Source organism: Pseudobacillus sp. 179-B 2D1 NHS (genome assembly GCF_045370945.1).
Taxonomy (GTDB): domain Bacteria; phylum Bacillota; class Bacilli; order Bacillales; family Domibacillaceae; genus Pseudobacillus.
The window spans coordinates 102344-126080 of record NZ_JBIQDP010000003.1 but is presented as its reverse complement, the minus strand read 5'-3'; the positions used below and the strand labels follow the sequence as shown (position 1 = coordinate 126080).

The window sequence follows — 23737 nt, the reverse complement described above, 5'->3', positions numbered from 1 at the left end:
AACATGTCACTAGAAGAAAGAGGGGGTGAGCGCATGAATTCTGACTCATCATATACAATTGAAGAAGTGGCAAAGCTATTAAAAGTATCAAAGCTGACTGTTTATGATTTAATCAAAAAAGAGGAGCTGCCTGCCTATCGGGTTGGCCGGCAAATGAGGGTAGAAGAACAAGATCTTGAAGAGTATAAATTGAAAACAAGGACAGGTACAGCCCGTGAAGAAAGAGAGACTTCTGCAGAGCGGCAGGAAGCTAGGCCAGCGAGAAGCCAAATAGTCATCAGCGGTCAGGACATCGTACTGGACATGCTGAGCAAATATATTGAATCTCATGCTTCTTTGACGCCTTTAAGACTGTATAATGGCAGCTTAAACAGCCTCATGTCTATGTATAAAGGAGAATGTGATGTCGTAAGTGTGCATTTGTATGATGGCGACACAGGCGAGTACAATCTCCCATATGTAAAGCGCATATTAGTCAGCCAGCCGTTTATTCTTATTAATTTGGTTTGCAGAACGGCTGGGATTTATGTACAGCCAGGAAACCCGAAAACTATTAACACATGGAGTGATCTGGCCCATCTGCCTGTTAAGATTGTCAATCGGGAAAAAGGAGCCGGGGCAAGAGTGCTGCTCGATGAACAGCTGCGAATAAACGGCCTCTCTGCCAGGTCAATCGAAGGCTATGAAACAGAAGTAACGAGCCACTTTTCCGTTGCTTCCGCAGTAGCCAGCGGGCAGGCTGATGCTGGCGTAGGCATTGAAAGCGCCGCTAAAATGGTCAATGTTGACTTTATTCCTCTCATTACAGAGCAATATGATGTAGTGATTTTAAAAACAAAAGAAAATGCAGAATTGATCAAAGTCATAAAGGCAGCCGTTTCTTCGCCTGAATACCGATCTCAGCTAGAGCAGTTAAACGGTTACGACACTCGTCTTACAGGGAAGGTCATTTTTGAATCGTAGGGAAACTCCCTCTTTATCTGTCCGCTGCATGATCACCAAGAGGAGCTGCCCGGTTTGGGCAGCTCCCAGACAGTCTAAAGACTCTTTTTTTCTAATTCAGGATCATCCTCATATTGAATCACCCGGTCAATTTCCTCGTCCATATGCTTGTCGGAGTTAGCTGTCCCGTATTTAGACATCGATACTTTATAGAACACAAAGCCCATGATGACCCAGGCGAAGACGATGATCCATTCATACGGCCAGACAAGGGCAGAAGGCATGCCAGGCATATAGAGAACCGAGACTCCAAGCGCCATGAGAGCGGCAATCCAGCCGAGTGTGGTGCCGCCGGGCAGCTTAAATGGCCGGTGCATCGTCGGTAGCTTTTTACGCAGGATAATAAAGGACACAGCAACCATAAACCAGGCGACGACTAATCCCAATCCGCCGGCGTCAACGAGCCAGACTAAAGCCGGGCGTCCGAGCAGCGGAGCGGCAGTAGACAAAACAGCGATTAAGAGGATCGCTTTATGCGGCGTATTATACTTGGGATGCAGTTCTCCGAGAGATTTCGGAAGCATGCCAGATTTGGCGAGTGCATAAATGGCCCGGCTTCCGCCTACATAAAATCCAATCCAGCTTGTTAAAATGCCGCCGATTCCTCCAAGCACAAGAATGTTGCCCATCATTGGACTGTTTCCGAACGCTTTTGCCATCGCATCAGCCGTAACGAGATTCGATTCGGCCATTTCAGCCGGGGTTAATATGCGGGAAACACCGAATATAACGGCAACATACCAAACGACAGCGAGCATAACGGAAAAAATTAACAATTTACCAATTTGCTTTTGCGGGAGATTAATTTCTTCGGAAGCTTGCGGAATAACATCAAATCCAACAAACATAAAAGGAGTCATAATAATAACGGTTAATAATCCGGCCGTCCCTTTTTCGAAAAACGGCTGCATGTTGGCAGTGCTGCCTGAAATGGAGCTGCCAGTGATTAACAGGATTCCGGCAATGGCAATAACGAGTGTGAGAATAAAGGTAATGGCCATAGAGAACTTAATGCCGCGGTAATTAATCCAGGCGATAATAATCGATCCAAGAATGCCGACACCCGCCCAGGTGATTGTTACATCCCAGCCCGCAATTGTATATAAGTAACCTTTGCTGTAGTTTGGAATTAAATATTCAAAGACAGTTGGAAGAGCAACCGCCTCAAAAGCAACAACGGATACATAGCCGAGTACGATCGCCCAGGTAGTAATAAAGCTCGGTACTCTTCCCATCGCTTTATAGCTATACACATGTTCGCCGCCGGCTAGCGGGAGAGAGGAAGCCAGCTCCGCGTAAGTTAAGCCGACGAACGTCACAACGATTCCGCCAATGACGAAAGCAAGAATGGCACCTAACGAACCCGCTTCGGAGATCCACAGCCCGGTTGTCACGACCCATCCCCAGCCAATCATCGCCCCGAATGCCAAAGAAAGCACATCTCTGTTTCCTAGCGTCTTCAGAAATTTTTGTTCACTCATTCGTTCTCCTCCAATCAAAATTTAACAGAGTCGTACACGAGGTAATGAACTGGAATTACTTTACTAATTAAACAGCACCCCCTTCCCTATATGTATCCAGATATGTAAAACAAGTTGTCTTCTTCTATTATATTACATTGTTTCTGTTTATTCTAAATATTTCGTCAAATAGTCACGTATTGTTTTTGCTACCATTTTCATATTGACGATACTGTCCCTTTAAAAGATAATGATAATCATTATCAATTAATAGTTTAGGAGGATTTTTATGTTTATTCATTTTTTGAAAGAGAATCGTTATGCGGCCGGTTTATTGTTCTTTTTGCGTTTATATCTTGGATGGCAGTGGCTGCATGCCGGCTGGGAGAAAATCAGCGGCGGACAGTTTGATGCAGGAGGCTTCCTAAGCGGGGCAATTGGACAAATGTCCGGCGATCACCCGGCTGTACAGCCGTGGTGGGGCGAGTTTTTAAGAGAAGTGGCCTTGCCGAACATCGGAATTTTTAATGTGCTGGTGCCCTGGGGAGAATTTCTGGTCGGTCTCGGTTTGATTTTAGGAGCCTTCACTTCCTATGCAGTATTGATGGGGCTTGTTATGAATTTCTCTTACATGCTTTCTGGCACGACAAGTACAAATCCGCAAATGGTTATTATTGGGTTGCTTATTTTGGCTGCTGGAATCAATGCTGGAAGAATAGGCTTTGACCACTGGATCTATCCTTATGCAAAAAAGGCATTTGCCAAAAAATCGGAGACAGGCACGCTTTCTAAAAGCGCCTGAGACAGGATCATACAACTCCTTCTGGACGTAAGAGAAGATGATTCCTCAGGCAATCTAAATGATTTTTATTTTTTACCTGCTTTTTTGAAACTTTTTGGCAAAAAAGCCGTATAGGTTAGTAAAAATTAATGGAGGGGTCATGAAATGTCGTCTTATACGATACCTGAAGCGTCGAATCATAACCATATGAATGCTGTTCTACGGGCGTTTGTGCTGTCTCTTGGTGTGGCGCTTTTTGGAATGAGCGTCGGTACGGTTGTTCCGCCAGCGCTGTTTTTACCTTTGGCTGTATTAGAAATTCTTTTGTTGGTTGGTGCTTTTTTTCTGCGTAAAAGAAAAGCGGTAGGTTATACGTTCTTATATGTATTCACTTTCCTTTCCGGAATCACCACTTATCCAATTGTTGCTTACTATTTAATGACTTCCGGAGCACAAGTCGTATTGGGGGCTTTAGCCTCTACGTTTGTTGTGTTTTTGGCAATGGCCGTTGCTGGCGTGAAGACAAAAAAAGACTTATCCTTTTTAAGCGGTTTGTTGCTCACGGTTTTATTAGCACTCCTTACGTTATCGATTATGAACTTATTTTGGCCATTTTCTTCAACTGCCATGTTTGTTTATTCTATCATTGGAACCGTCCTTTTTTCTCTTTACGTTATGTATGACTTTAACCAAATGAAGCGTATGACTATTACTGCAGATATGGTTCCGCTCTTGGCACTTAACTTGTATTTAGACTTTGTTAACTTATTCATCAATCTACTGCGTGTGATTGGAATTTTAAGTGAAGATTAAAAAGAAAGGGTCAGTCTCTTAGAGAGACTGACCCTTTTGTATATATTCCATAAAAGAGAATAGCAGCCAATGAGTTGTATGATGCTGCAAACAGGAGAAACAGACTGCCTAAAGGCAGCCTGCTCTGGGCTATATGAATCCTCAAAAGCATTGGAAGGAACGGATTCTTCGCAAGTCTGTGCCAAAATATACCCAGCGCCAATTTCTCCAGCGCCATCCGGCTATAGAGTTTCTTCCTACAAAGGTTGGATAGTACCAGAAACTCTGACCGTTTGTCAGCCAAACATAAGTGTAGCGGAACAAGCATCCTCTTATGGCGCCGGGATCAATGGCGAGGGGGGAAATGCCCCCTTGTTGAAGCTGAGGGGTAAAGGCGGGAGGCGGTGAAGTTGGCGGGCCACCCGGCTGGGCTCCTCCACCCGGCCCTCCTCCTGGAATTCCTGGAGGAGGACCAGGTGGCATTCCCGGTAATCCGAAGGTCGGCTGCTGGCCGGTCGGTCCGGAAACTCCCGGAAACCCTGGAAATAGAAATTGACGGTCTTCTGGAAAATCATATAAAGCTTCACTTTCCAGTAATTGATCTTCTCCTCCAAAAGGAAAGGAAGAATAGTAATCAGAGTAATCTCTATAATCCATCTATCTGATCTCCTTTCATAGTAACTTCCATTTACAGTATGCAATCCCTTGTTTTTTTGTGATTGCTGCCCATGAAAAGGAGTAGAGTGAGGACTAGAGGATTTCTAACACCCAGCGCACGGCATATCTACATCCAATAAGGAGCGAGCGGACAGCCAGCAGCAGCAATTCCGGAATGGCGAGGAGCAAATCGAGAAAAAGGTTAGACAGGGAATAACGGTGATTTTTTTTCTTTTCACTGAAGGGCACTTCTGATCTTCCTTCCTTTTTTATCCTTATTATAAATATTTATGGAGGACTGGACAAAGATTTGGCTATTTGTTATATTAAATTAGTTACCTAAGCTAACTATTTTTTGTAGGAAGTGATTTCAATTCAAACTTTTCAAAAGTTCTTTTATCAATTGTTAATGCTATACCGCCCGTTTGAAAATCGGCTGAACACACTTCTTGGCCAGCATGGGCTCTATAGGGCGCAATGGACGGTGTTGTATTATCTGTTTAATTTTGGATCTGCCACACTTGTGGAACTAGCGAACTATCAGAGTGTGGAGAAGCCGACTATGACCCGAACGGTTCATCGCTTAAAAGAGCTCGGATATTTAGAAGCTGTGCCGACAAAGGATAAACGGGAAAAGAGAATGCAGCTGACGGAGCTCGGCAACGAGGTGTATAAGGAGGTACGGGCAACTGTAGATGCATTCGAACAAGAGATTTTAGAGGGAATTTCTGAAGAAGAGCAGTTAACAGCCATTCGTATGATGAAAGACATTCAACATAACATTTTAAAATAGGGGATGAAAGTGTGAGTCAATCAAAACCAAAATTATGGACCAAGGATTTTATTGTTGTTTCTTCTATTAACTTTGTCCTAACGCTGATTTTTTATTTATTAATGGTGACTATCGCAGTTTATGCCGTCAATGAATTCGAGGCATCAACCAGCCAGGCGGGGCTTGTAACAGGGATTTTCATTATCGGGACGTTGATCGGGCGTTTATTTATCGGCCGGATGATTGATTCTATCGGCCGCAAGAGAACATTATTTATTGGCCTAATTTTCTTCATTTTAGCAACAGCTCTATATTTTGTAGATTTAGGCATTACTTTTCTGTTGTTTAACCGCTTTGTCCACGGTCTGACACTCGGTATAGCAAGTACAGCTACCGGTACAATTGTAGCTCAAATTATACCGGCAACGCGAAAAGGAGAAGGGATCGGGTACTATACGATGAGTGCGACGCTCGCCACAGCGATCGGTCCTTTTATCGGATTGTTCATGAGCCAGCATACAAGCTTTCCGATCATTTTCTCTTTTTGTCTCGTCCTCGGATTAATTAGCCTGGCCGTTGCTTTTTTAGTGAAGGTTCCACCGTTAGAATCAGCTGTAAAAGCAGCGGAAACCAAAGGTCTGAAGCTTTCGAGCTTTGTTGAACCAAGAGCTTTGCCCATTGCCTTCGTCACGCTGGCTGTAGCTTTCTGTTACTCAAGCGTTCTTTCGTTTATTAACTTTTATGCGATTGAGATCAACCTGGTGGACGCGGCCAGCTTTTTCTTTATCGTGTATGCGGCAGCCGTTTTAGTCTCCCGTCCATTTACCGGCCGGTTAATGGATGTGAGAGGGGCTAACTTTGTCATGTATCCTGCATTTTTGCTATTTGGAGCAGGAATGCTTCTGCTCAGTACCGCAGCACACGGCTTCGCTCTGCTGGCAGCAGGCTTCTTAATCGGGCTTGGTTTTGGAAACATGCAGTCCAGCACGCAGGCAATCGCCGTAAAATTGACACCTCCTCACCGGATGGGGCTGGCAACATCGACTTTCTTTATCTTTCTTGATGCCGGCCTTGGGTTTGGTCCTTATGTGCTCGGGCTGGTTATCCCGCATACTGGTTATAGTGCACTTTATACGATTCTAGGCATTGCTGTTCTTGCATTTTCTGTTCTTTATTACTTCCTATATGGCAGAAAGGAAAAGGAGTTAAGAGAGGAAATGAGCGCATCGACCGCAATGTAATAAAGGAGAGTTCCAAACGTTTGTTTGGAACTCTTTTTTATTTTAAAAGACTTGTTGAGCTTCTAAGCATTCTTTTGTTAATGATGAGTGTCATTTCTTTGGAGGATTGAATGAAAAAATATACATTTTTATAGAATGATTATTCGTTCAGGGGAGTCAGGTTTTCGTTTGTTTATTTAAAATTCAGATAAAACTCTCTATTTTTCTCATAGATTCAAAATAAGTTTATGTAAGTATTAATTTTTTTTATAGCAAGTATATAAACCTTCAATGATGGAGCCTGAGAAACTGTGATAGGATTACAGAGTAAAAGCTTGTACAGCAGAAAGCTATTGCGCAATAGTTGTAAGCGGCTACATCGGTAGGCTATAAGCAGACTTTACTGAATCTTCACAACTGTTAGTGGTATTTATCTGAAGTTTGGTTTATACAATTTCTATGCATAATGTGAGTGAGGGAACAATCAATTTATTACTTCGTGAGGAGCGCATGTATGAAGCGAATTATCCTGTTATCAATTATTCCTTTCATCGGATCATTAGGGGGATTGCCATTTGTAAACAAAGTTGATTTGTATATTCTTGGCATGCCGTTTATTTTCTTTTGGGTTGTGCTATGGACGGTATTAATTAGTGGGTTTCTATGGTTGATTTATCACTTCGATCCTAGGAATCTGGAGGATGTGGACGAATGAATAGTGCATTAATTGTTATTTTATTATTTTTAGTGCTGTCCATCTTTTTAGGAATTAAAGCGAAAAAGGGCAAGCAGATGGATCTTGACCAGTGGGCGGTTGGAGGTCGGGGCTTTGGAGCTTTTCTTATTTTCATTTTGCTCGCTGGTGAGATGAATACGACGTTTACTTTTCTCGGCGGAAGCGGCTGGGCATATGACAAAGGGGCACCTGCTGCTTATATGATCGTTTATTTACCGCTTTCCATTATTATGATGTATTGGATTGCTCCAGCGATTTGGAAATATGCAAAGTCTCAAAAATTAGTATCTCAGCCAGATTTCTTTGCGAGCAAATATAATAGTCCATTTTTAGGGGTGTTAGTCGCTATAATCGGTGTCATTGCTATGGTACCCTACCTCATTTTACAGCTGAAGGGCCTCGGGATTATCGTTTCGGCTGCTTCTTATGGAGCGATTTCACCCTCCGTTGCCGTTGTGATTGGAGCAGCAGCCCTTACCGTTTATGTAATGGTATCAGGGATCCACGGTTCTGCCTGGACCGCTGTTTTGAAGGACTTTATGATTTTCTTTATTGTTCTTTTTCTAGGTATTTATTTACCTCTTCATTATTACGGCGGGGTTCAGCCGATGTTTGAGGCGGTAGAAAAAATAAAGCCGGGCTTTTTTCACTTGCCTGATGAGGGACTGAGCATTTCCTGGTTCATTTCTGCTACGTTATTGAGTGCAATTGGGGGGATGGTATGGCCGCATTTGTTTAATGCCATCTATTCTTCTGAAAGTTCCAGAGCGATACGAAAAAATACGATTATGCAACCGATTTATTCTTTAATGCTGCTGTTTGTCTTTTTTGTAGGATTTACTGCTATCGGACAAGTACCAGGATTAACAGGAGCTGATACCGATTTTGCCCTATTGAAGTTATCGATTCAAACATTTGATCCATGGTTTATCGGCTTAATTGGCGCAGCCGGATTATTAACAGCACTTGTTCCAGGGTCGATGCTGCTCATGGCAACGAGTACATCTCTTTCATTGAACGTATATAAGGCAATGGTGCCATCTGCAACAGGCAAGCAAGTAACAAAAGTGGCGAAATATTTAGTGCCGGTCGTTGCGCTAGCTGCCACATATTTTACTGTGAATGGCGGCAACACAATCGTTACACTGCTTTTGCTCGGTTATGGATTTATTGCCCAGCTGCTTCCAGCTCTGCTTTTCAGCTTTTTGAAACATAATTTTGTGAACAAATACGGAGCATTTGCCGGAATGGTCGTCGGTGTAGCAGCTGTTATGTATACAACATTTAACAACTCGTCTTTCGGTACACTCTTCCCATCCCTGCCACAAGTTATTAAGGATTTGGATATCGGAATTGTTGCCTTGGCATTAAATACGTTAGTGACGATTATTGTTAGTGTTATAGTGCAAGGTTTTGTCGCTAAAGAAGCAACAGACAGAAAGGAGTCTTTGTCATGATCGGTCAATTATCAGCCAAATTAGATGAAATATACCCTGAGATGGTCACTTTTCGAAGGGATCTCCATATGTATCCTGAAATTTCTTTTCAAGAGGAAATGACCCCTAAAAAAATTAGCGATTATTTAAAGGGGTTAGGGTTGGAAGTTCGCACGGAGGTAGGCGGCAGAGGAGTCGTCGGTTTGTTGCGAGGCGGAAAGCCGGGGAAAACGGTCGCTTTGCGGGCAGATTTTGATGCGCTGCCCATTCAGGACGAAAAGGAAGTTGAATACAAGTCACGTATCCCGGGAGCGATGCATGCTTGCGGACATGACCTCCATACGGCAGCCCTTCTTGGAGTCGCAAAAGTATTAAGTGAAGTAAAAGAAGAAATTAGCGGGACCATTGTTTTCATTCATCAATTTGCCGAGGAACTTACACCGGGTGGAGCAAAGCCAATGATTGAAGACGGTTGTTTAGATGGAGTGGATGTGATTTACGGAGCCCATGTCATGTCTGACGTTCCAGTAGGACAGGTAGGGGTGTGTGAAGGATATGCATCGACTGCCGCAGACGAGTTTGAGATCATCGTGCAAGGAAAAGGCGGTCATGGCTCACAGCCGCATTTAACCGTTGACCCTCTCGTTACCGCCTGCCAGCTTGTGCTGAATTTGCAGCAAATCATCAGCCGGCGTGTCGATCCGCTGAAGTCGGCTGTCCTAACAGTTGGCGCGATTAATTGTGGAAGTGCGCCCAATATAATCCCTGATGCGGCAACTATCAAAGGAACTGTGCGCACATTTGACGAAGAGACGCGCACATTAATTGAAGAAACAATCGGTCAAGTGGCTCGGTCAACTTGTGACGGAACGGGGGCTGATTGTGAGTATACTTATTATAGGGATGCGCCGTCTATGTGGAATGATCCTGCTGAAACGAGCCGAGTAGAAGAAATGGCTGCACTGCTATTTGGTGAAGAGAAAGTAGAGAAGATTTCGCCAATGATGGGGAGTGAAGATTTTGCCTACTATCAAAAAGAAGTCCCGGGCACTTACTTTTTTACAGGTGGAGAAAATCCGGAAATTAACGCCACATTTCCGCACCATCATCCGAAGTTTGATGTAGATGAAAGAGCGATGCTAATGATTGGGAAAGTATTTATCGCGGCTGCGCTGAATTATTTATCTGATGGCCGTATCCGTCCGTAAAAAATATAAATAATAAAGAAAGGCCATACAGAAGGAAAAAGCCAGCTGTGTGGCCTTTTAGCTTTGTGAGCGAATTTCCTACAGTATGGGCGCCGGTTAATAAAAGTTTGGCTATTCCCTTTTCTCATGTAAAATGAATCATTATGATAGGAAAAGTGAGTGCTGAAGGATGGAATTAAGAAATTTAAGAACATTCATGGTGGTTTCTGAACAATTGAATCTTTCGAAGGCAGCTGAACAGTTGGGCTATACACAGCCCACTGTTACTATTCAAATCAAGGCATTAGAAGAAGAGCTTGGCCACTCCTTAATCTCTCGTTCAGGGAATAAAACATTTCTAACTCCAGCGGGAAAGCTGCTCAAGAAACATGGAGAAAGGATTTTTACTCAACTGCAAGAGATGAAAGAGGATTTAAACAAACTAGATAAGTTCCAGGGAAATCTTGTTATCGCCAGCCCGGAATTTTATTGTGCTCACTATTTATATTTGATTATGAGAGACTATGTCAGCCGGTATCCTCAGGTCAATATTAAGCTGGTTTCCTGTAATAGTGTTGAAGCCATCAAGATGGTTCATGACAAGAAGGCGGACATTGGTATTGTCGGGGTTGAGTATCAGCTTCCTGGCATTGAATCAGTCATTATTGATAAAGAGGCTCTCTTATTTGTTGCCTCAACAGAATTATTGAAAAAGTTGGGAGTGTCTCATGTGCTTGAGCATTCCCCCATCTTAATCGATAAAAATCTGGAAGCCATATCAGAAAAACTATTTGAGGAGATGAATTATTCTCCCCCTTCCCTTATTGAATGCAGCAGTGAAGAGACGATCAAACGATCTGTCCTCAATCAAATAGGTGTGTGCCTTTTAGGCTCAGCCACTGTTGAAAAAGAAATAAAAGATGGAACATTAACGGTTCTTCATCGTTTTTCAAGAGAGCTCAACACGTCTATCGTTTACCGTAAAAGCCGGGAAAAGGAATGGCCCATTCAAACCTTCTCCAGTTTAGTGAAGGAAACGTGGAATTCGATAAGCAGGTAATACGAAAATCCTTCAAGTGTCTAACATTTGAAGGATTTTGATTTTACAGGGTACTGGCCGTTTGGTATAGGCTTTCAGCAGTTACGGCTACTTTGCGGGTATCGCCGCTGATTGCATGAATAATTTGGATAAGCTCTGTTACATCTGCTTCCACTCGATTAATGTGTTTGTCATTTTGATCGATTGCCGAAAGAATCTGCCGAAACTTCTTTTGGGTTTGGGCCGAGTTCTCTAAACCGAGAGAAACTTTTTGTTTAACGTCGGCCGTCGTACTAACGGCCTGATTTGTGAATGAAGCCGAATTATAAACGAGTGTAGTGATCTGTTCGACAGATTGTTTGGATTGCTGAGCTAGCTTGCGGACTTCTTGAGCCGCTACGGCAAAGCCATTGCCATGTATGCCAGCGTGTGCTGCCTCGATGGAAGCATTGAGAGCAAGCAAGTTGGTTTGCTCGGCCATTTGTTTGACTATGGCAATAATATTTGTAATCTTGTCAGAAGAAAATTTGAGCTCGCCGATGATTTTTCCAAGCTGTTCGGTGCTGTCAGCAATAAACTGCAATTCAAGAAATAAAGGATTCGGTTGCAAAATAAAGACCAGGCGCATGAAGAAAGCTGGAGAGCTTGCTCTCCAGCTTTTTGCTATTTAATCAGTGAGCAGGCTGGAGCCTTTGCTTTTTAGTTTTGCGATGGCTTGCTTGCGCCACTTTTTGACGGCGGACAGAGATACGTTCTCTTGGGCAGCTATTTCTTTTGCAGTCAAATGGTAATAAAAAGTATAGATAATCCAGTTTTTTTCTTTTGTGCTCAAGCCTTCTGTATAAGAAAGCAATAATTCTAATTCAAGTGATTTCTCCTCTTGTTCATCTACTCTTGCTTCCCAAAAAAGATCATCGGGATACACATGCCGTTCTTCTATTTGGTTGGTTTTTGTCATCGCCTTCTTCATCTCGCCTTTCATATAGGCATAAGCATAATTAGAAAACAAGCCTTTGCTTTCATCGAATTTTTGTTGTGCTTGCCAAAGAGCAATTTTTCCGATTTGGATAAATTCATCTCTATCCTTATAGATGTGCAGAGTGTTCATAACATGATGAATCATGGGAGTAAACTGAGCCACTGTTTCATTAAAATTTGGCATTGAATCTTCCTTTTAGGAAGCGCGCATCCTCGTATTCCCGGGTCAAGACAAGCATAGCCGGGATCATATTTTAAGATCGACCCGGCTAACCTGTTGTTTCCAATCAGCAATAGTAAGATTCGGTGGGGAGATATGGGGATTTTAATGATGGCAAGTTAACGAAGTGATGTGAAGTGGAGAAAAGTCCTCTAATAACATAGTTCCTCACAAATATTGTGCTGGCCGTTTAAGAAAGATTACATACACGGAAGATATTGGCGCCGGTTTTTAAGAGAGTATCCGACAATGAAAAACTATTTTAAATAACGGCGATTTTTTTCAAATCTCATTGCTCTCTCCTTTTCCATAAGTATTTTTATAAAGGTATATTTTTATAGCAGATGCTAATAATTACATAATCGACAGGAATGGCCATTTGGTGTCTTCTGTACGAAAAAACTGGAAATATATGATTTTTTATAATAAAATAGTTTTATAATATTTTGTTGTTTTTTGGAGTATTTGCGAATTTATGGCGCAGATGGAGAGGTTTCTATAGGCTTGAATGACTATCAGCAAAGAAGAGAGAAGGGGGATCTTCTTTTTATAAGGAAGAAATTCAAAAAAACATCCCATCATATTTTGTCAGTTTTTTAAAAATGGATGATTGACACTTGCTTAATTTTTAAATTATACTGTGGATAATTATTTGGAATTTTATAAATATTGGTGGAATAGAGGGTTGTGTCCTATTGTTAAATTGTTCTCAAGTTGGCAGGCTGTGCCGCGAGCATACTTTGTTAGGCAAGAGGGATATCGAAAAGATTGAGGAAGTTTCACGGCAGCTTCAATTGATTGCCGATTTAACAGGAACGAATGTCTTCATAGATTGTCAGATGAAAGAACCCACTAATGCGATTGTTGTAGCGGAAGCTTCTCCTTCTACTGGTGAAACGCTCTATCATGAGCCGTATGTTGGTACAGTGGTCTATGAGCAATTTGAGCCTAGTGTATTTTTGGCTATGAGAGCAGGAAAAAGCATTCTCTTTAATAAAGCCGTGACACAAAGGGGGATTTTTGTAAAACAAAGTGTGGCCCCTATTAAAAATGACGATAACCAAGTGATTGGCATGCTTATTAAAGAGGAGCATGATCCTAAGGAAGTGCAGGAGATGAAATCGCTTTCTCATGCAACCGAGATGTTATGGGAGCTGTTCTTCGGCACGGATCATGAGCGTCCTGCCTTGTCAGATATTATGAAGGAGCACTTTATCCTTGTGGATTCTTCTATGAAAATAGTCTATGCAAATCCATCGGCCAAAAGTTTCATTACTGAGGTCTATAACTTAGATAAGTGTGAAGGAGAACCGGCAGAGCAGGTCCTGCCTTTTATTCAACCCGTCATTCATTCTAATAAGGACCTTGTAATTAAGGAAATTCAAGTATCTAAATTCTTTTTAGAGGTAAAAAAAGTAGACATCTATAAGGATGACAACGTGACGGGCATGTTGATCCTTATTCGTGATGTAACAGACTTGCGCATGAAAGAAAGAGAGCTCGTTGTTAAATCCGTCGTCATTAGAGAAATTCACCATCGGGTCAAAAACAACTTGCAGGCAGTAGCGAGCTTGCTGCGACTGCAAATCAGGAAAGGCGTATCCGAAGAAAGTCGAGGCTATTTAACGGATAGCTTGAATCGCGTGCTAAGCATTGCTTCTGTTTATGAAATTATTTTGGCAAATGATAACGTGGACGATGATGAAGTAGACATTGTCGGCTTGTCAAACAAAATTGCCCAAATGATCATTCAAAACGGCGGCTGTGACCAAGCGGATTTTCAGTTGAATTGTCGCGGAGAGCCGATCTTAGCTGATTCTAAAAAAGCTGTCTCGATTGCACTTGTTGTGAATGAGCTAGTACAAAATTCTATTAAACATGCATTTAAAAACCGTACTTCCGGAACAATTGATGTGAACTTTACTGAACAGAATGGCAAGATCACGTTAACGGTAGCCGATAATGGAGTGGGGATGAAGAAAGAAGTAAAGCGGTCACTGGGATTAGATATTGTAAAGAACTTAATTGAGCATGATTTATCCGGAGAATATTATATCGGGTCCTCCTCACAAGGAACCACTGTCATCGTGTCATTTACACTGGAGCAGGAGGGAGTAAAAGAGTATGAGTAAACGGATTTTACTAGTGGAAGACGAGTCGCTTATCCGTTTAGATATTTCCTCTATTTTGCAAGATAACGGGTATGAAGTAGTCGGAGAAGCAGGTGACGGAGAGAAGGCGGTGGAGCTAGCTTTTTCACTCAAGCCGGATTTGATTATTATGGATATTAAAATGCCTAAATTAAATGGATTAAAAGCAGGGAAGATCATTTCCAGCAAGCTGGATGTTCCTATTATTTTAGTGACCGCCTATAGTCAAAGAGAGTTTGTGGAAAAGTCCAAGCAGGCAAATGTAGTTGGCTATCTTGTCAAGCCGGTATCCGAGATGAACTTGCTGCCAGCTGTTGAAGTGGCACTGAACCAGGCTGCTAAGATGAAATCGATGCAGGAAGCAATTTTAGCAGCGAATGAGCAGGTGGAAAAACGCAAGCTTGTCGAGAGAGCGAAAGGGCTGCTCATGAAAAACTTGGTGATTTCCGAAGAAGAGGCCTACCAGAAAATGAGGAAATTCAGCATGAAACACCGGTTGTCGATGAACCAGACAGCTGATAAAATTATTGCTAAATATAAAGAGGTCTAATGACAAGTGAATAAATAATTAAGCACAGACGCTTAACGATGGTATGAAACCACCGGGAGGGGTCTGTTTTTTTATTGCATTTTATTTAAATTATTAAAAAAGGAGCGAGTTATATGAGCATGATTGGAAATATTGTCGTGTATATTATCATGACCTGTGCCGTGCTGGGAGCTTTTGCAGCTATTCGCAATCCAGAGGAAGGGCTTGGAAAAGAATTTATGAACGGCCTTCATACTGTCGGCCATATTTTTGTCCCGGCTGCAGGTATTATGGCCTCTATTCCATTTTTGTCCCGATTTATTGATTCAGTGATTGGGCCACTTTTTAATTCTGTCGGAGCGGATCCAGCTCTCGCAGCTACTGCCATATTGGCAACGGACATGGGAGGCTACCAATTAGCAAGCGTGCTAAAGGAAACATATGAAGGATGGATCATGGCTATGATCGTCGGCTACATGGCAGGCGCGACCATTGTGTTTTCAATTCCAATGGGGCTTGCCATGCTGGATAAACGAGACCATAAATACATGGCACTCGGAGTGATGTCAGGAGTATTAACGATCCCGATTGGAGCATTTATCGCCAGTGCCTTAACGCTTTTATTTAATACGAAAGTTCGTGATGTCATTGATACAACTAGTAATTCGACTTACGAGTTTGCTTTATCTTACGGTAAAATATTAGTGAATTTATTGCCGTTGCTCATTTTTGTAGTGGCCATTGCAGCGGGGCTGAAATTCTTCCCAAAAGCAATGATTCGCGGCTTTATGATTTTTGGGAAAGTGATGGATGCAGCAATTAAACTTGTCTTAGTCTTCTCTATCGTCGAAATCTTTACTGGTCTTTTCTCTACTTTATTCGGCGTATGGGGCTTTGATCCAATCATGGCTGATAAGAAAGACCAATTCCGTGCTTTAGAAACAGCAGGGTACATTGGCATCATGCTGGCTGGAGCGTTCCCAATGGTATATTTGCTTCGTAAATATGCAGCTAAGCCGTTAGAAGCAGGTGGCAGAAAAATTGGGCTTAGTTCAACCGGAAGCGCGGGTCTGCTTGCGACGATTGCCAATATATTGGCCATGTTCCAGCTCGTTCGTTACATGAGACCAAAAGACAAGGTGATCAACATTTCCTTTGCCGTTTGTGCAGCCTTTCTTTTAGGTGATCACTTATCTTTCACAGCTAACTTTCAGCCTAATTTAATTTTACCTGTTCTTATCGGGAAGATTTCTGCAGGGGTCGTTGCTATTGGTCTGGCTTACTGGTTATCGGTACCGACTGCCCTTCGTCTGGAAGAAGAGGACCGTGCAAACGGAACGATCCGCCCGGGTGAATATTTAGAAGAGGGAGAAGTAGTGGTAGATGGGAATACACAAACGCAAGAAACAGCACAATAGGAGGAAGACAAATGGGTGAAGAGAAACAACGATTTATCCAGGAATTCGTTCCTGGCAAGCAAATAACACTCAGCCACTTAATTGCCAATCCGGACCCCGATATGTATACAAAGCTCGGGATCCAGGAAGCGGGCGCCTTAGGGATACTGACGTTGACGCCAAGCGAGACAGTCATCATCGCCGGTGACCTTGCTACGAAGGCCGCCAGTGTGTCGATTGGCTTTCTCGATCGTTTTACAGGCAGTTTAGTCATCGTTGGCAGTGTGTCGGAAGTGGAAATGGCTATGATTGAAATTAATCGCTTTCTTTCCGAACAGCTCGGTTACACTTCTTCACCAATAACCAAATCGTGAGGAGAGGTGTGGAATGAAAAATAGAGTCATGTTAATCGGTTCCATCGGAGCAGGCAAATCTACGTTAACCAATGCTTTGTTAAATAAACCAGTGAAAGCGGTGAAGACGCAGGCTCTTGTTTACCATGACTGGGTAGTAGATACACCTGGTGAATATACTGAGAATCCTTTATTCTATAAAAATATCATGGCGACAGCTTTAGAAGTGACACACGTCTTTTATATTCAGGATGCTACAGGAGATAAAATGGTGTTCCCTCCAGGATTTAGCTCTGGAATTCCCAAGTTGCCGGTAGGGGTGATTACGAAAGCAGATCATCCTGCTGCTAATATAGAAAGCACGATTCAGAAACTAAAGCAAGCGATAGCGGAAGGGCCGATTATTGTGACATCCGCCCTTTCCGGAAAAAACATCGATGTATTACGAGATCTTGCTGCCTGCTGCTCCCTGGAGGAAATGAAGGAGTATGCCGCTGCACACCAGCAGCTTGATTTCATTTTCAGGTGAAAACCTTTACAACAGATGACTTTTTAGTTATATTTAACATATTACATTCACAAAAGTATAGAAACAGGCAAAGGCGCCTCTGTTGAATTCGTTGCAAACGGATTCTCAGGGGCGTTTTTTGTTTTTTTAAGGTGGTGCAAAAGTGTGAAAAGCCAAGCATCCCATGTAGAAACGTTGCTAAGTGCCGGCATTGATATGGGAACAAGCACAACGAAACTAGTAATCAGCCGTTTTTCGCTCATGAATATGGCCGGCGGAGCACACGTGCCAAGAATTGAAATCATCGATAAAGAAGTTCTATACCACAGTCCGATTTTCCGGACCCCGTTAGTGTCCTCCACAGTCATCGATATGGACGCAGTTGAGAGCATCGTGAAAAGCGAGTACGAGAAAGCGGGTGTAAAACCAGATGACATTCAAACAGGCGCTGTTATTATTACCGGAGAAACGGCTACAAAGCAAAACGCAGAGGAAACGGTTCATCACTTGTCTGCTGTAGCTGGGGAGTTTTTAGTGGCAACTGCTGGTCCAGATTTAGAAGGCATCATTGCGGCTAAAGGCTCGGGAGCCTATAACTACTCGAAGCGAACAGGGAAGTCAGTGGCTAACATTGACATTGGAGGTGGAACGGCCAATCTTGCTGTCTATGAAGATGGCAAGCTGGCAGGTACGTGCACACTTCACATCGGTGGTCGACTTATTGAGTTCAAAGATAAAAAGGTTCATAGCATTTCCCCACCTGTTGAAAGGCTGATCCGACAGGAAGGCTGGTCGCTGCAAGAGGGTGACAATAAAGACCATCCTGATATTCATAAGGTGACAGAATACATGGCAGCGGTCATCGGAAGGGTGTTGAACAAGTCGATGATAAGCGGGGATGAAGTTCTCTTGTTAGGCCATCCTCCGCAATGGGCCGGCGAGATTGACGCGATTATTTTTTCTGGCGGCGTATCAGAGTGCATGTATCAAATAGAAGATCCAACTGCTTCTCCTGCTGTTTATGATGATATCGGCATAGAGATTGCCCAAGCGATGATGAAGGAAGAGAGCCTGAAGCTTTATGAGTGGAGAAGGCCAGATGAAACAGTGCGGGCGACTGTTCTTGGAGCAGGGACGCAAACGACTGATATTAGCGGAGCTACCATTCAAGTAGAGCGCAGTCAGCTTCCTCAAAAAAATCTTCCGGTCTTTGAAGTTTCATTTGAAGGGGAAGCTTCAACGGGGGTAACCAAGTTGCGCAGCGGCATGGAAGAAGCCATTTCTATATATGACCCTAGAAACGAGGGGCAGAATTTTGTCCTCTACTTAACTAATTTACCGCATCTTAAATTTAGAGATGTTCAGTCTATTGCCCAGGAGCTTGTCAGGTGCCGGTGGCTAAAGCCAAACCCACTGCAGCCGTTCATTATTGCGTTGCAGAGTGATCATGCAAAAGTTCTTGGACAGACATTGCAGGCGTTAAAGCCGGATGAAAGTGTGCTGTGCATCGATCAAATTGAGGTGGAACAAGGCGATTACATGGACATCGGCCAGGTTCTTGAATCAGGAGTAGTGCCTGTAGTCATTAAAACACTCACTTTCCATTCATAAAGTAAGGAGGCAGGCAAATTGAAGCTTAAAACAACGATTGGCGGGAAGACCTTTCAATTTAACGATTTGAAAGATCTTTTCGCAAAAGCAAATGAGGAAAAATCCGGGGATCGGCTGGCAGGCATTGCAGCAGAAACGGTACAAGAGCGGATAGCAGCTAAGTCTGTTTTAAGTGACATCACTTTAGCTGATATTCGCAACAATCCGCTTATTGAAGCAGAAAAAGATGAAGTGTCTTTCATTATTGAAAAAGATATAAATGAACCCATTTATAAGCACATGCAGAACTGGTCGGTTGCTGAACTACGTGAATATATTTTAGATGACGAAACCGGAGATAGGGAGTTAAAGCGTATCAGCCAGGGGCTAACGAGTGAAATGATCGCAGCCGTCGCAAAGTTAATGTCCAATTTGGATCTTGTTCATGCGGCAAGCAAATTGGAGATTTTATCTACATGTAATATTACTATTGGACAGCGAGGCACACTTGCTTCAAGACTGCAGCCAAATCATCCAACAGATAACATCGAGGGAATGGTTGCTTCGCTGAAGGATGGTCTGTCTTATGGAGTTGGCGATGCGGTAATCGGCATTAACCCGGTAGACGATTCTGTTGAAAGCGTCAAAAGGCTGTTGCAAGCGAGCCACGAGTTCATTGAGGAATGGAAGATTCCAACACAAAATTGTGTGCTTGCACATGTTACTACTCAAATGAAAGCCATCGAAAGAGGAGCCCCGGCTGATATGATTTTCCAAAGCATCGCTGGGACGGAAAAGGCAAACCGCTCCTTCGGCATCTCGGCTCCGCTCCTTCATGAAGCAGCAGACATGGCCAAAAAACTTGGAACAAGTTCGGGTCCTGAGCGTCTTTACTTCGAAACCGGACAAGGCTCGGAGTTATCAGCAGAAGCTCATTACGGCATTGATCAAATGACGCTTGAATCAAGAAACTATGGATTTGCAAGACACTATAATCCTTATATTGTAAACACGGTTGTCGGCTTTATTGGCCCAGAATATTTGTACAACAACAAGCAGGTCATCCGCGCGGGTCTTGAAGACCACTTTATGGGGAAAATGCACGGCCTGCCAATGGGAGTGGACATTTGTTATACGAATCATATACGTGCCGATCAAAACGACATTGAAGACCTCGGAGTGCTCTTAACAGCAGCGGGGGTAAATTTCATTATTGCTACTCCAATGGGTGATGATTGTATGCTGAACTATCAGTCAATGAGCTATCATGACATCGCTACATTGCGACAGACGCTCGGCAAATCGCCTTCTCCTGAATTTGCTGAATGGCTTGAGAAAATGGGGATTTTTGAGAACGGCAGACTGAGCAAATATGCAGGTGATCCGACAATATTTTTCAAATAGGGGGCGAGGGGAATGAAGGAAGAATTAATTGCTTCGATTACGAAGCTCGTTGTAGAGAAGCTTAGCCAGGAACAGCCGCCTGAAGAACCCGAAATCTCTTTATGGAGCAAGAAGCCAAAAGCTCCTGCACCAGCTGAAGCAGTTCAATCAGGGCCGGAGAAGGTTCAGTTTAAACCTCTTCAGGCGGAACGGGCAAAGCGGGACAATCCGGTATCCAGGCAGCTGCTCTCTGATTCTGCAAAATTAGAAAAAAAGGAACAGCAACTTGAAGAGCTCCGCAAGAAAACACCATCGCGGATTGCTGTTGGCCGGGCTGGCAGCCGTCCAAGAACGAGCACATGGCTTCAGTTTCGTTTCGATCATGCAGCAGCAGTAGACGCGGTATACGGGGAAGTCTCTCCCGATGTATTAGAGAACCTGGGCGTTTTTTCTGTTCAGACGAGAGTGAAGGATAAGGAAGAATATATTCGTCGTCCAGATTATGGCCGCCAGCTGTCAGACGAAGCGAGGGAGATAATTAAAGAACGCTGTCAAGCTTCGCCTACGGTACAAATTGTTATTTCTAACGGATTGAGCGCTAAAGCGGTGGAAGCAAATATAGAAGATGTCTACCTGTCTTTACAGCAGTCGCTCAGTAACTTGAAGATCGATATAGGAACGACGTTCTATGTTGACAAAGGCCGGGTTGCTTTAATGGATGAAATCGGTGAAATTCTAACACCTGATGTGGTCGTTATGCTGATTGGTGAACGACCAGGTCTTGTGAGTGCAGAGTCACTGAGTGCTTACATGTGTTATAAGCCGAGAAAAGGTGTCATTGAAGCTGACCGGATGGTCGTTTCCAATATTCACAAAGGCGGCATTCCGCCGGTTGAAGCAGGTGCCTATCTCGGAACCGTCGTTCAAAAAATCCTAAAACACCAAGCTAGTGGTGTATCACTCGTCAAAAAAGAAGGCTAGGAGGTGGAACAAGCTATGCACTTACCTCGTGTAAAAGCTGAAATTCTCGCTGTGCGGGTTATTCCGAATGTGGATCAAGGCTTGGCGGAAAAGTTTAAGCTGAAAAGCCATCACCGCAGCCTCGGAATGTTTACGGTTACGAGCGATGACATTGGCTACACGGCACTGGACGAGGCGACAAAGTACGCAGATGTCGATGTCGTGTACGCCAAATCTTTTTATGCAGGAGCCAATTATTCGTCTGGCCCATTATCTGGAGAAATGATCGGCATTCTGGCTGGACCGACGCCGGAGCAAGTAAGAAGCGGACTGGAAGCAGTGGAGACGACAATTGAATCCGGCGCTTTCTTTGAAGCGTTAAATGAGGAAGAAAGCCATCTATTATACGCTCATGTCGTCTCAAGGACCGGAAGCTATTTATCGTCTTTAGCTGGAATTAACGAAGGAGATGCGCTAGCCTATTTAATCGCTCCGCCTCTTGAAGCAATTTACGGGCTGGATGCAGCATTGAAGGCAGCGGATGTGGATATTTGCGAACTGTTCGAACCTCCCTCGGAAACGAATTATGGCGGCGGCTTGTTAACAGGAAGCCAATCAGCTTGCCGAGCAGCTGCCGATGCGTTTCGGGAAACGATTATCGAACTGGCAAAAAATCCGCTTCGCTACTGACAGATTAAGTAGGGAAAGCCTTGAAGGAGTGTGAAAGTATGTCTGTAGCAATCGATCGCGACTTGCTTGCCATTCAGGAAATGCGGGAAGCGGTTAGGAAAGCAAAAGAAGCTCAGTTACGTTATATGTCTTACTCACAGGAACAGGTGGACCAGATTGTTAAAGCAGTAGCCGATGCGGCTTTCGCCATGTCTCAGGAGCTGGCTGTGATGGCTGTAGAGGAAACGGGCATGGGGGTAGCTGAACATAAAAAGATAAAAAATGAAGTAGGGTCCAAAGCGGTATATGAATCAATTAAGGATGAAAAGACTGTCGGCATCATCAGAGAAGACAAGGAAAAGAAAGTAGTGGAAATTGCTGCACCGTTTGGCGTAGTGGCTGCTATTATTCCGACAACGAATCCGACATCGACCGCTTTCTTTAAAACATTAATTGCGCTAAAAACACGCAACGCCATCGTTGTTAGCCCTCATCCTTATGCGGTGAAATGCACGATTGAAGCGCTGAAGGTTTGCGAGCAGGCAGCAGTGGGAGCAGGTGCACCAGAGGGATTGATCGGCTGGCTATCCTACGCATCGATGGAGGCAACTCAGTCACTGATGAAGCATCCGGATGTTCACTTAATTTTGGCGACAGGCGGCGGAGGGCTTGTAAAAGCCGCTTACAGCTCAGGAAAGCCAGCTTACGGAGTGGGGCCTGGAAACGTGCCGGTCTATCTGGAAAAGACAGCCAATATTGAAAAGTCAGTGGCTATGATTGTAGACAGCAAATCATTTGATTACGGAACGATTTGTGCAACAGAGCAGGCAATCATTGTGGACGAGAGCATCTTAGCTGTCACACTGCGCGAGTTAAAAAACAATGGGGCTTACTTATTGAATAAAGAAGAAAAGGCCCGTATGGAAAAGGTAATTTCTCCGGTGCCTGGCAAGGTCAACCCGAAAATTGTTGGCAGAAGCCCGCAATACATTGCTGAACTGGCCGGTATTCATATTGACGATTCCATTCGGTTATTCGTCGCAGAAGAAACCGAAATTGGCAAGGAAGTGCCTTTTTCTTTAGAGAAACTCTCCCCTATTTTTGCGCTATATACAGCAAAAAACAAAGCCGAGGCAAAGCAATTATGCAGCCGTCTTCTGGATTTAGGTGGCCGTGGCCACAGCTTATCGATTCATACAGAAGATGACGCATTGGCACGAGAATTTGCCCTTGACATGCCAGTCTCCAGAATTTTAGTCAATACATTATCTTCTGTTGGAGCCGTCGGCGGCACGACCGGGCTTGCCCCGTCCATGACACTTGGCTGCGGGTCATTTGGTGGCAATATTACCTCTGACAATATCACAGCCCGTCATTTGCTCAATATTAAGCGGATGGCCTATGGAATTAAAGAGGTGAACCTTCCGAAAAAAGGAAGAGGATTATCATCCAGCTTGCCAACAGGAAACGCAGATACCGAGCAGATTGTAAAAAGTGTGATCGCTTCAATGGGAAAAAGTGCAAAAGTAAATGTAGAAGAAGTCGCGGAACTAGTCAATAAAGTCATTGAACAATACAGCAAATAAAAATTAGGAGGAATGTAAAATGGCAAGAGAAATGACAGCATTAGGAATGATCGAAACAAAAGGATTAGTTGCTTCAATTGAAGCAGCAGACGCAATGGTGAAAGCAGCAAGTGTTCACTTAGTTGGAAAAGTTCATGTTGGTGGCGGTATCGTTACCGTATTAGTACGCGGCGATGTAGGCGCAGTAAAAGCGGCAACAGATGCAGGAGCAGCTGCTGCTCAGCGTGTTGGAGAGTTGAATTCTGTCCACGTTATCCCACGCCCGCATAATGAATTGGAGTCTATTTTGCCAAAAGCCCCAGAAATCGTAGAGTAAGCAAAGAAGTGTAAGA

24 protein-coding genes are annotated in these 23737 nt (G+C 43.6%); 20 read left to right on the top strand and 4 right to left on the bottom strand.

Annotation, left to right across the window (positions count from 1 at the left end; genetic code table 11):
- Positions 1-33: 33 nt before the first annotated feature.
- Positions 34-963 carry a helix-turn-helix transcriptional regulator gene (locus ACH0BF_RS04430; RefSeq protein ID WP_120035152.1) on the top strand — a complete coding sequence of 310 codons (930 nt, stop codon included), beginning with the start codon at positions 34-36 and terminating at the stop codon, positions 961-963.
- 74 nt (positions 964-1037) lie between these two features.
- On the opposite strand, the gene ACH0BF_RS04425 is transcribed toward ACH0BF_RS04430, so the two are convergent.
- Positions 1038-2483 (bottom strand): APC family permease, encoded by a 1446-nt coding sequence (locus ACH0BF_RS04425; RefSeq protein ID WP_120035150.1) that lies wholly within the window; start codon positions 2481-2483, stop codon positions 1038-1040.
- Positions 2484-2751: 268 nt separating this feature from the next.
- Here ACH0BF_RS04425 and ACH0BF_RS04420 point away from each other — a divergent pair, with 268 nt between their 5' ends.
- Both ACH0BF_RS04420 and ACH0BF_RS04415 read left to right on the top strand, forming a co-directional pair.
- A complete protein-coding gene (locus tag ACH0BF_RS04420; RefSeq protein ID WP_120035147.1) occupies positions 2752-3264 on the top strand; it encodes a DoxX family protein in 513 nt (170 codons plus the stop codon).
- Between the two features lie 144 nt (positions 3265-3408).
- Positions 3409-4056: a Bax inhibitor-1/YccA family protein gene (locus tag ACH0BF_RS04415; protein WP_340852084.1), complete on the top strand. Its 648-nt coding sequence runs from the start codon at positions 3409-3411 to the stop codon at positions 4054-4056.
- Between the two features lie 141 nt (positions 4057-4197).
- Here ACH0BF_RS04415 and ACH0BF_RS04410 read toward each other — a convergent pair whose 3' ends face one another.
- Positions 4198-4692: a hypothetical protein gene (locus ACH0BF_RS04410; RefSeq protein ID WP_120035143.1), complete on the bottom strand. Its 495-nt coding sequence runs from the start codon at positions 4690-4692 to the stop codon at positions 4198-4200.
- A gap of 364 nt (positions 4693-5056) precedes the next feature.
- On the opposite strand from ACH0BF_RS04410, the gene ACH0BF_RS04405 reads away from it, so the two are divergent.
- The 6 genes from ACH0BF_RS04405 (at position 5057) to ACH0BF_RS04380 (ending at position 11103) form a co-directional block, all read left to right on the top strand.
- Positions 5057-5485: a MarR family winged helix-turn-helix transcriptional regulator gene (locus tag ACH0BF_RS04405; protein WP_406908934.1), complete on the top strand. Its 429-nt coding sequence runs from the start codon at positions 5057-5059 to the stop codon at positions 5483-5485.
- 11 nt (positions 5486-5496) lie between these two features.
- A complete protein-coding gene (locus ACH0BF_RS04400; protein ID WP_340852085.1) occupies positions 5497-6705 on the top strand; it encodes an MFS transporter in 1209 nt (402 codons plus the stop codon).
- 493 nt (positions 6706-7198) lie between these two features.
- The gene (locus ACH0BF_RS04395; protein ID WP_120035139.1) at positions 7199-7399 is read left to right on the top strand and encodes a DUF3311 domain-containing protein; all 201 of its coding nucleotides are present in this window, start codon (positions 7199-7201) and stop codon (positions 7397-7399) included.
- Positions 7396-8877 (top strand): sodium:solute symporter family protein, encoded by a 1482-nt coding sequence (locus ACH0BF_RS04390; protein ID WP_340852087.1) that lies wholly within the window; start codon positions 7396-7398, stop codon positions 8875-8877. Before ACH0BF_RS04395 ends, ACH0BF_RS04390 begins: the two co-directional genes overlap by 4 nt.
- A complete protein-coding gene (locus ACH0BF_RS04385) occupies positions 8874-10064 on the top strand; it encodes a M20 metallopeptidase family protein (RefSeq protein ID WP_340852089.1) in 1191 nt (396 codons plus the stop codon). Before ACH0BF_RS04390 ends, ACH0BF_RS04385 begins: the two co-directional genes overlap by 4 nt.
- Before the next feature lie 169 nt (positions 10065-10233).
- Positions 10234-11103, top strand: a complete 870-nt coding sequence (locus ACH0BF_RS04380) for a LysR family transcriptional regulator (protein WP_120035135.1) — start codon at positions 10234-10236, stop codon at positions 11101-11103.
- A gap of 43 nt (positions 11104-11146) precedes the next feature.
- On the opposite strand, the gene ACH0BF_RS04375 is transcribed toward ACH0BF_RS04380, so the two are convergent.
- Positions 11147-11692, bottom strand: a complete 546-nt coding sequence (locus ACH0BF_RS04375; RefSeq protein WP_182917031.1) for a methyl-accepting chemotaxis protein — start codon at positions 11690-11692, stop codon at positions 11147-11149.
- A gap of 57 nt (positions 11693-11749) precedes the next feature.
- Positions 11750-12244 (bottom strand): sigma-70 family RNA polymerase sigma factor, encoded by a 495-nt coding sequence (locus ACH0BF_RS04370; RefSeq protein WP_120035131.1) that lies wholly within the window; start codon positions 12242-12244, stop codon positions 11750-11752.
- A 731-nt stretch (positions 12245-12975) separates the two neighbouring features.
- On the opposite strand from ACH0BF_RS04370, the gene ACH0BF_RS04365 reads away from it, so the two are divergent.
- The 11 genes from ACH0BF_RS04365 to eutM all read left to right on the top strand — a co-directional run bounded on the left by ACH0BF_RS04365 (position 12976) and on the right by eutM (position 23721).
- Positions 12976-14412, top strand: coding sequence for a sensor histidine kinase (locus tag ACH0BF_RS04365; RefSeq protein WP_120035129.1), 1437 nt, complete (start codon positions 12976-12978; stop codon positions 14410-14412).
- Positions 14405-14980, top strand: a complete 576-nt coding sequence (locus ACH0BF_RS04360) for an ANTAR domain-containing response regulator (RefSeq protein ID WP_120035127.1) — start codon at positions 14405-14407, stop codon at positions 14978-14980. Before ACH0BF_RS04365 ends, ACH0BF_RS04360 begins: the two co-directional genes overlap by 8 nt.
- Positions 14981-15093: 113 nt before the next feature.
- A complete protein-coding gene (gene eutH, locus ACH0BF_RS04355; protein ID WP_120035125.1) occupies positions 15094-16377 on the top strand; it encodes an ethanolamine utilization protein EutH in 1284 nt (427 codons plus the stop codon).
- A gap of 11 nt (positions 16378-16388) precedes the next feature.
- Positions 16389-16730 carry an ethanolamine utilization microcompartment protein EutS gene (gene eutS, locus ACH0BF_RS04350; protein ID WP_120035123.1) on the top strand — a complete coding sequence of 114 codons (342 nt, stop codon included), beginning with the start codon at positions 16389-16391 and terminating at the stop codon, positions 16728-16730.
- Positions 16731-16743: 13 nt separating this feature from the next.
- The gene (locus ACH0BF_RS04345) at positions 16744-17238 is read left to right on the top strand and encodes a EutP/PduV family microcompartment system protein (RefSeq protein WP_340852094.1); all 495 of its coding nucleotides are present in this window, start codon (positions 16744-16746) and stop codon (positions 17236-17238) included.
- A gap of 144 nt (positions 17239-17382) precedes the next feature.
- Positions 17383-18828 carry an ethanolamine ammonia-lyase reactivating factor EutA gene (locus ACH0BF_RS04340; RefSeq protein ID WP_406908931.1) on the top strand — a complete coding sequence of 482 codons (1446 nt, stop codon included), beginning with the start codon at positions 17383-17385 and terminating at the stop codon, positions 18826-18828.
- 18 nt (positions 18829-18846) lie between these two features.
- The gene (locus ACH0BF_RS04335) at positions 18847-20211 is read left to right on the top strand and encodes an ethanolamine ammonia-lyase subunit EutB (RefSeq protein WP_120035119.1); all 1365 of its coding nucleotides are present in this window, start codon (positions 18847-18849) and stop codon (positions 20209-20211) included.
- Positions 20212-20223: 12 nt separating this feature from the next.
- On the top strand, positions 20224-21171 hold the full coding sequence (gene eutC / locus ACH0BF_RS04330) for an ethanolamine ammonia-lyase subunit EutC (protein WP_120035117.1): 948 nt from the start codon (positions 20224-20226) through the stop codon (positions 21169-21171).
- A gap of 15 nt (positions 21172-21186) precedes the next feature.
- Positions 21187-21840, top strand: coding sequence for an ethanolamine utilization microcompartment protein EutL (gene eutL, locus ACH0BF_RS04325; protein WP_120035114.1), 654 nt, complete (start codon positions 21187-21189; stop codon positions 21838-21840).
- Between the two features lie 38 nt (positions 21841-21878).
- Entirely contained in the window at positions 21879-23405 is a 1527-nt protein-coding gene (locus tag ACH0BF_RS04320; protein ID WP_340852096.1) for an aldehyde dehydrogenase family protein, read from the top strand.
- A 19-nt stretch (positions 23406-23424) separates the two neighbouring features.
- Positions 23425-23721: an ethanolamine utilization microcompartment protein EutM gene (gene eutM / locus ACH0BF_RS04315; RefSeq protein ID WP_041095247.1), complete on the top strand. Its 297-nt coding sequence runs from the start codon at positions 23425-23427 to the stop codon at positions 23719-23721.
- Positions 23722-23737 lie beyond the last annotated feature (16 nt).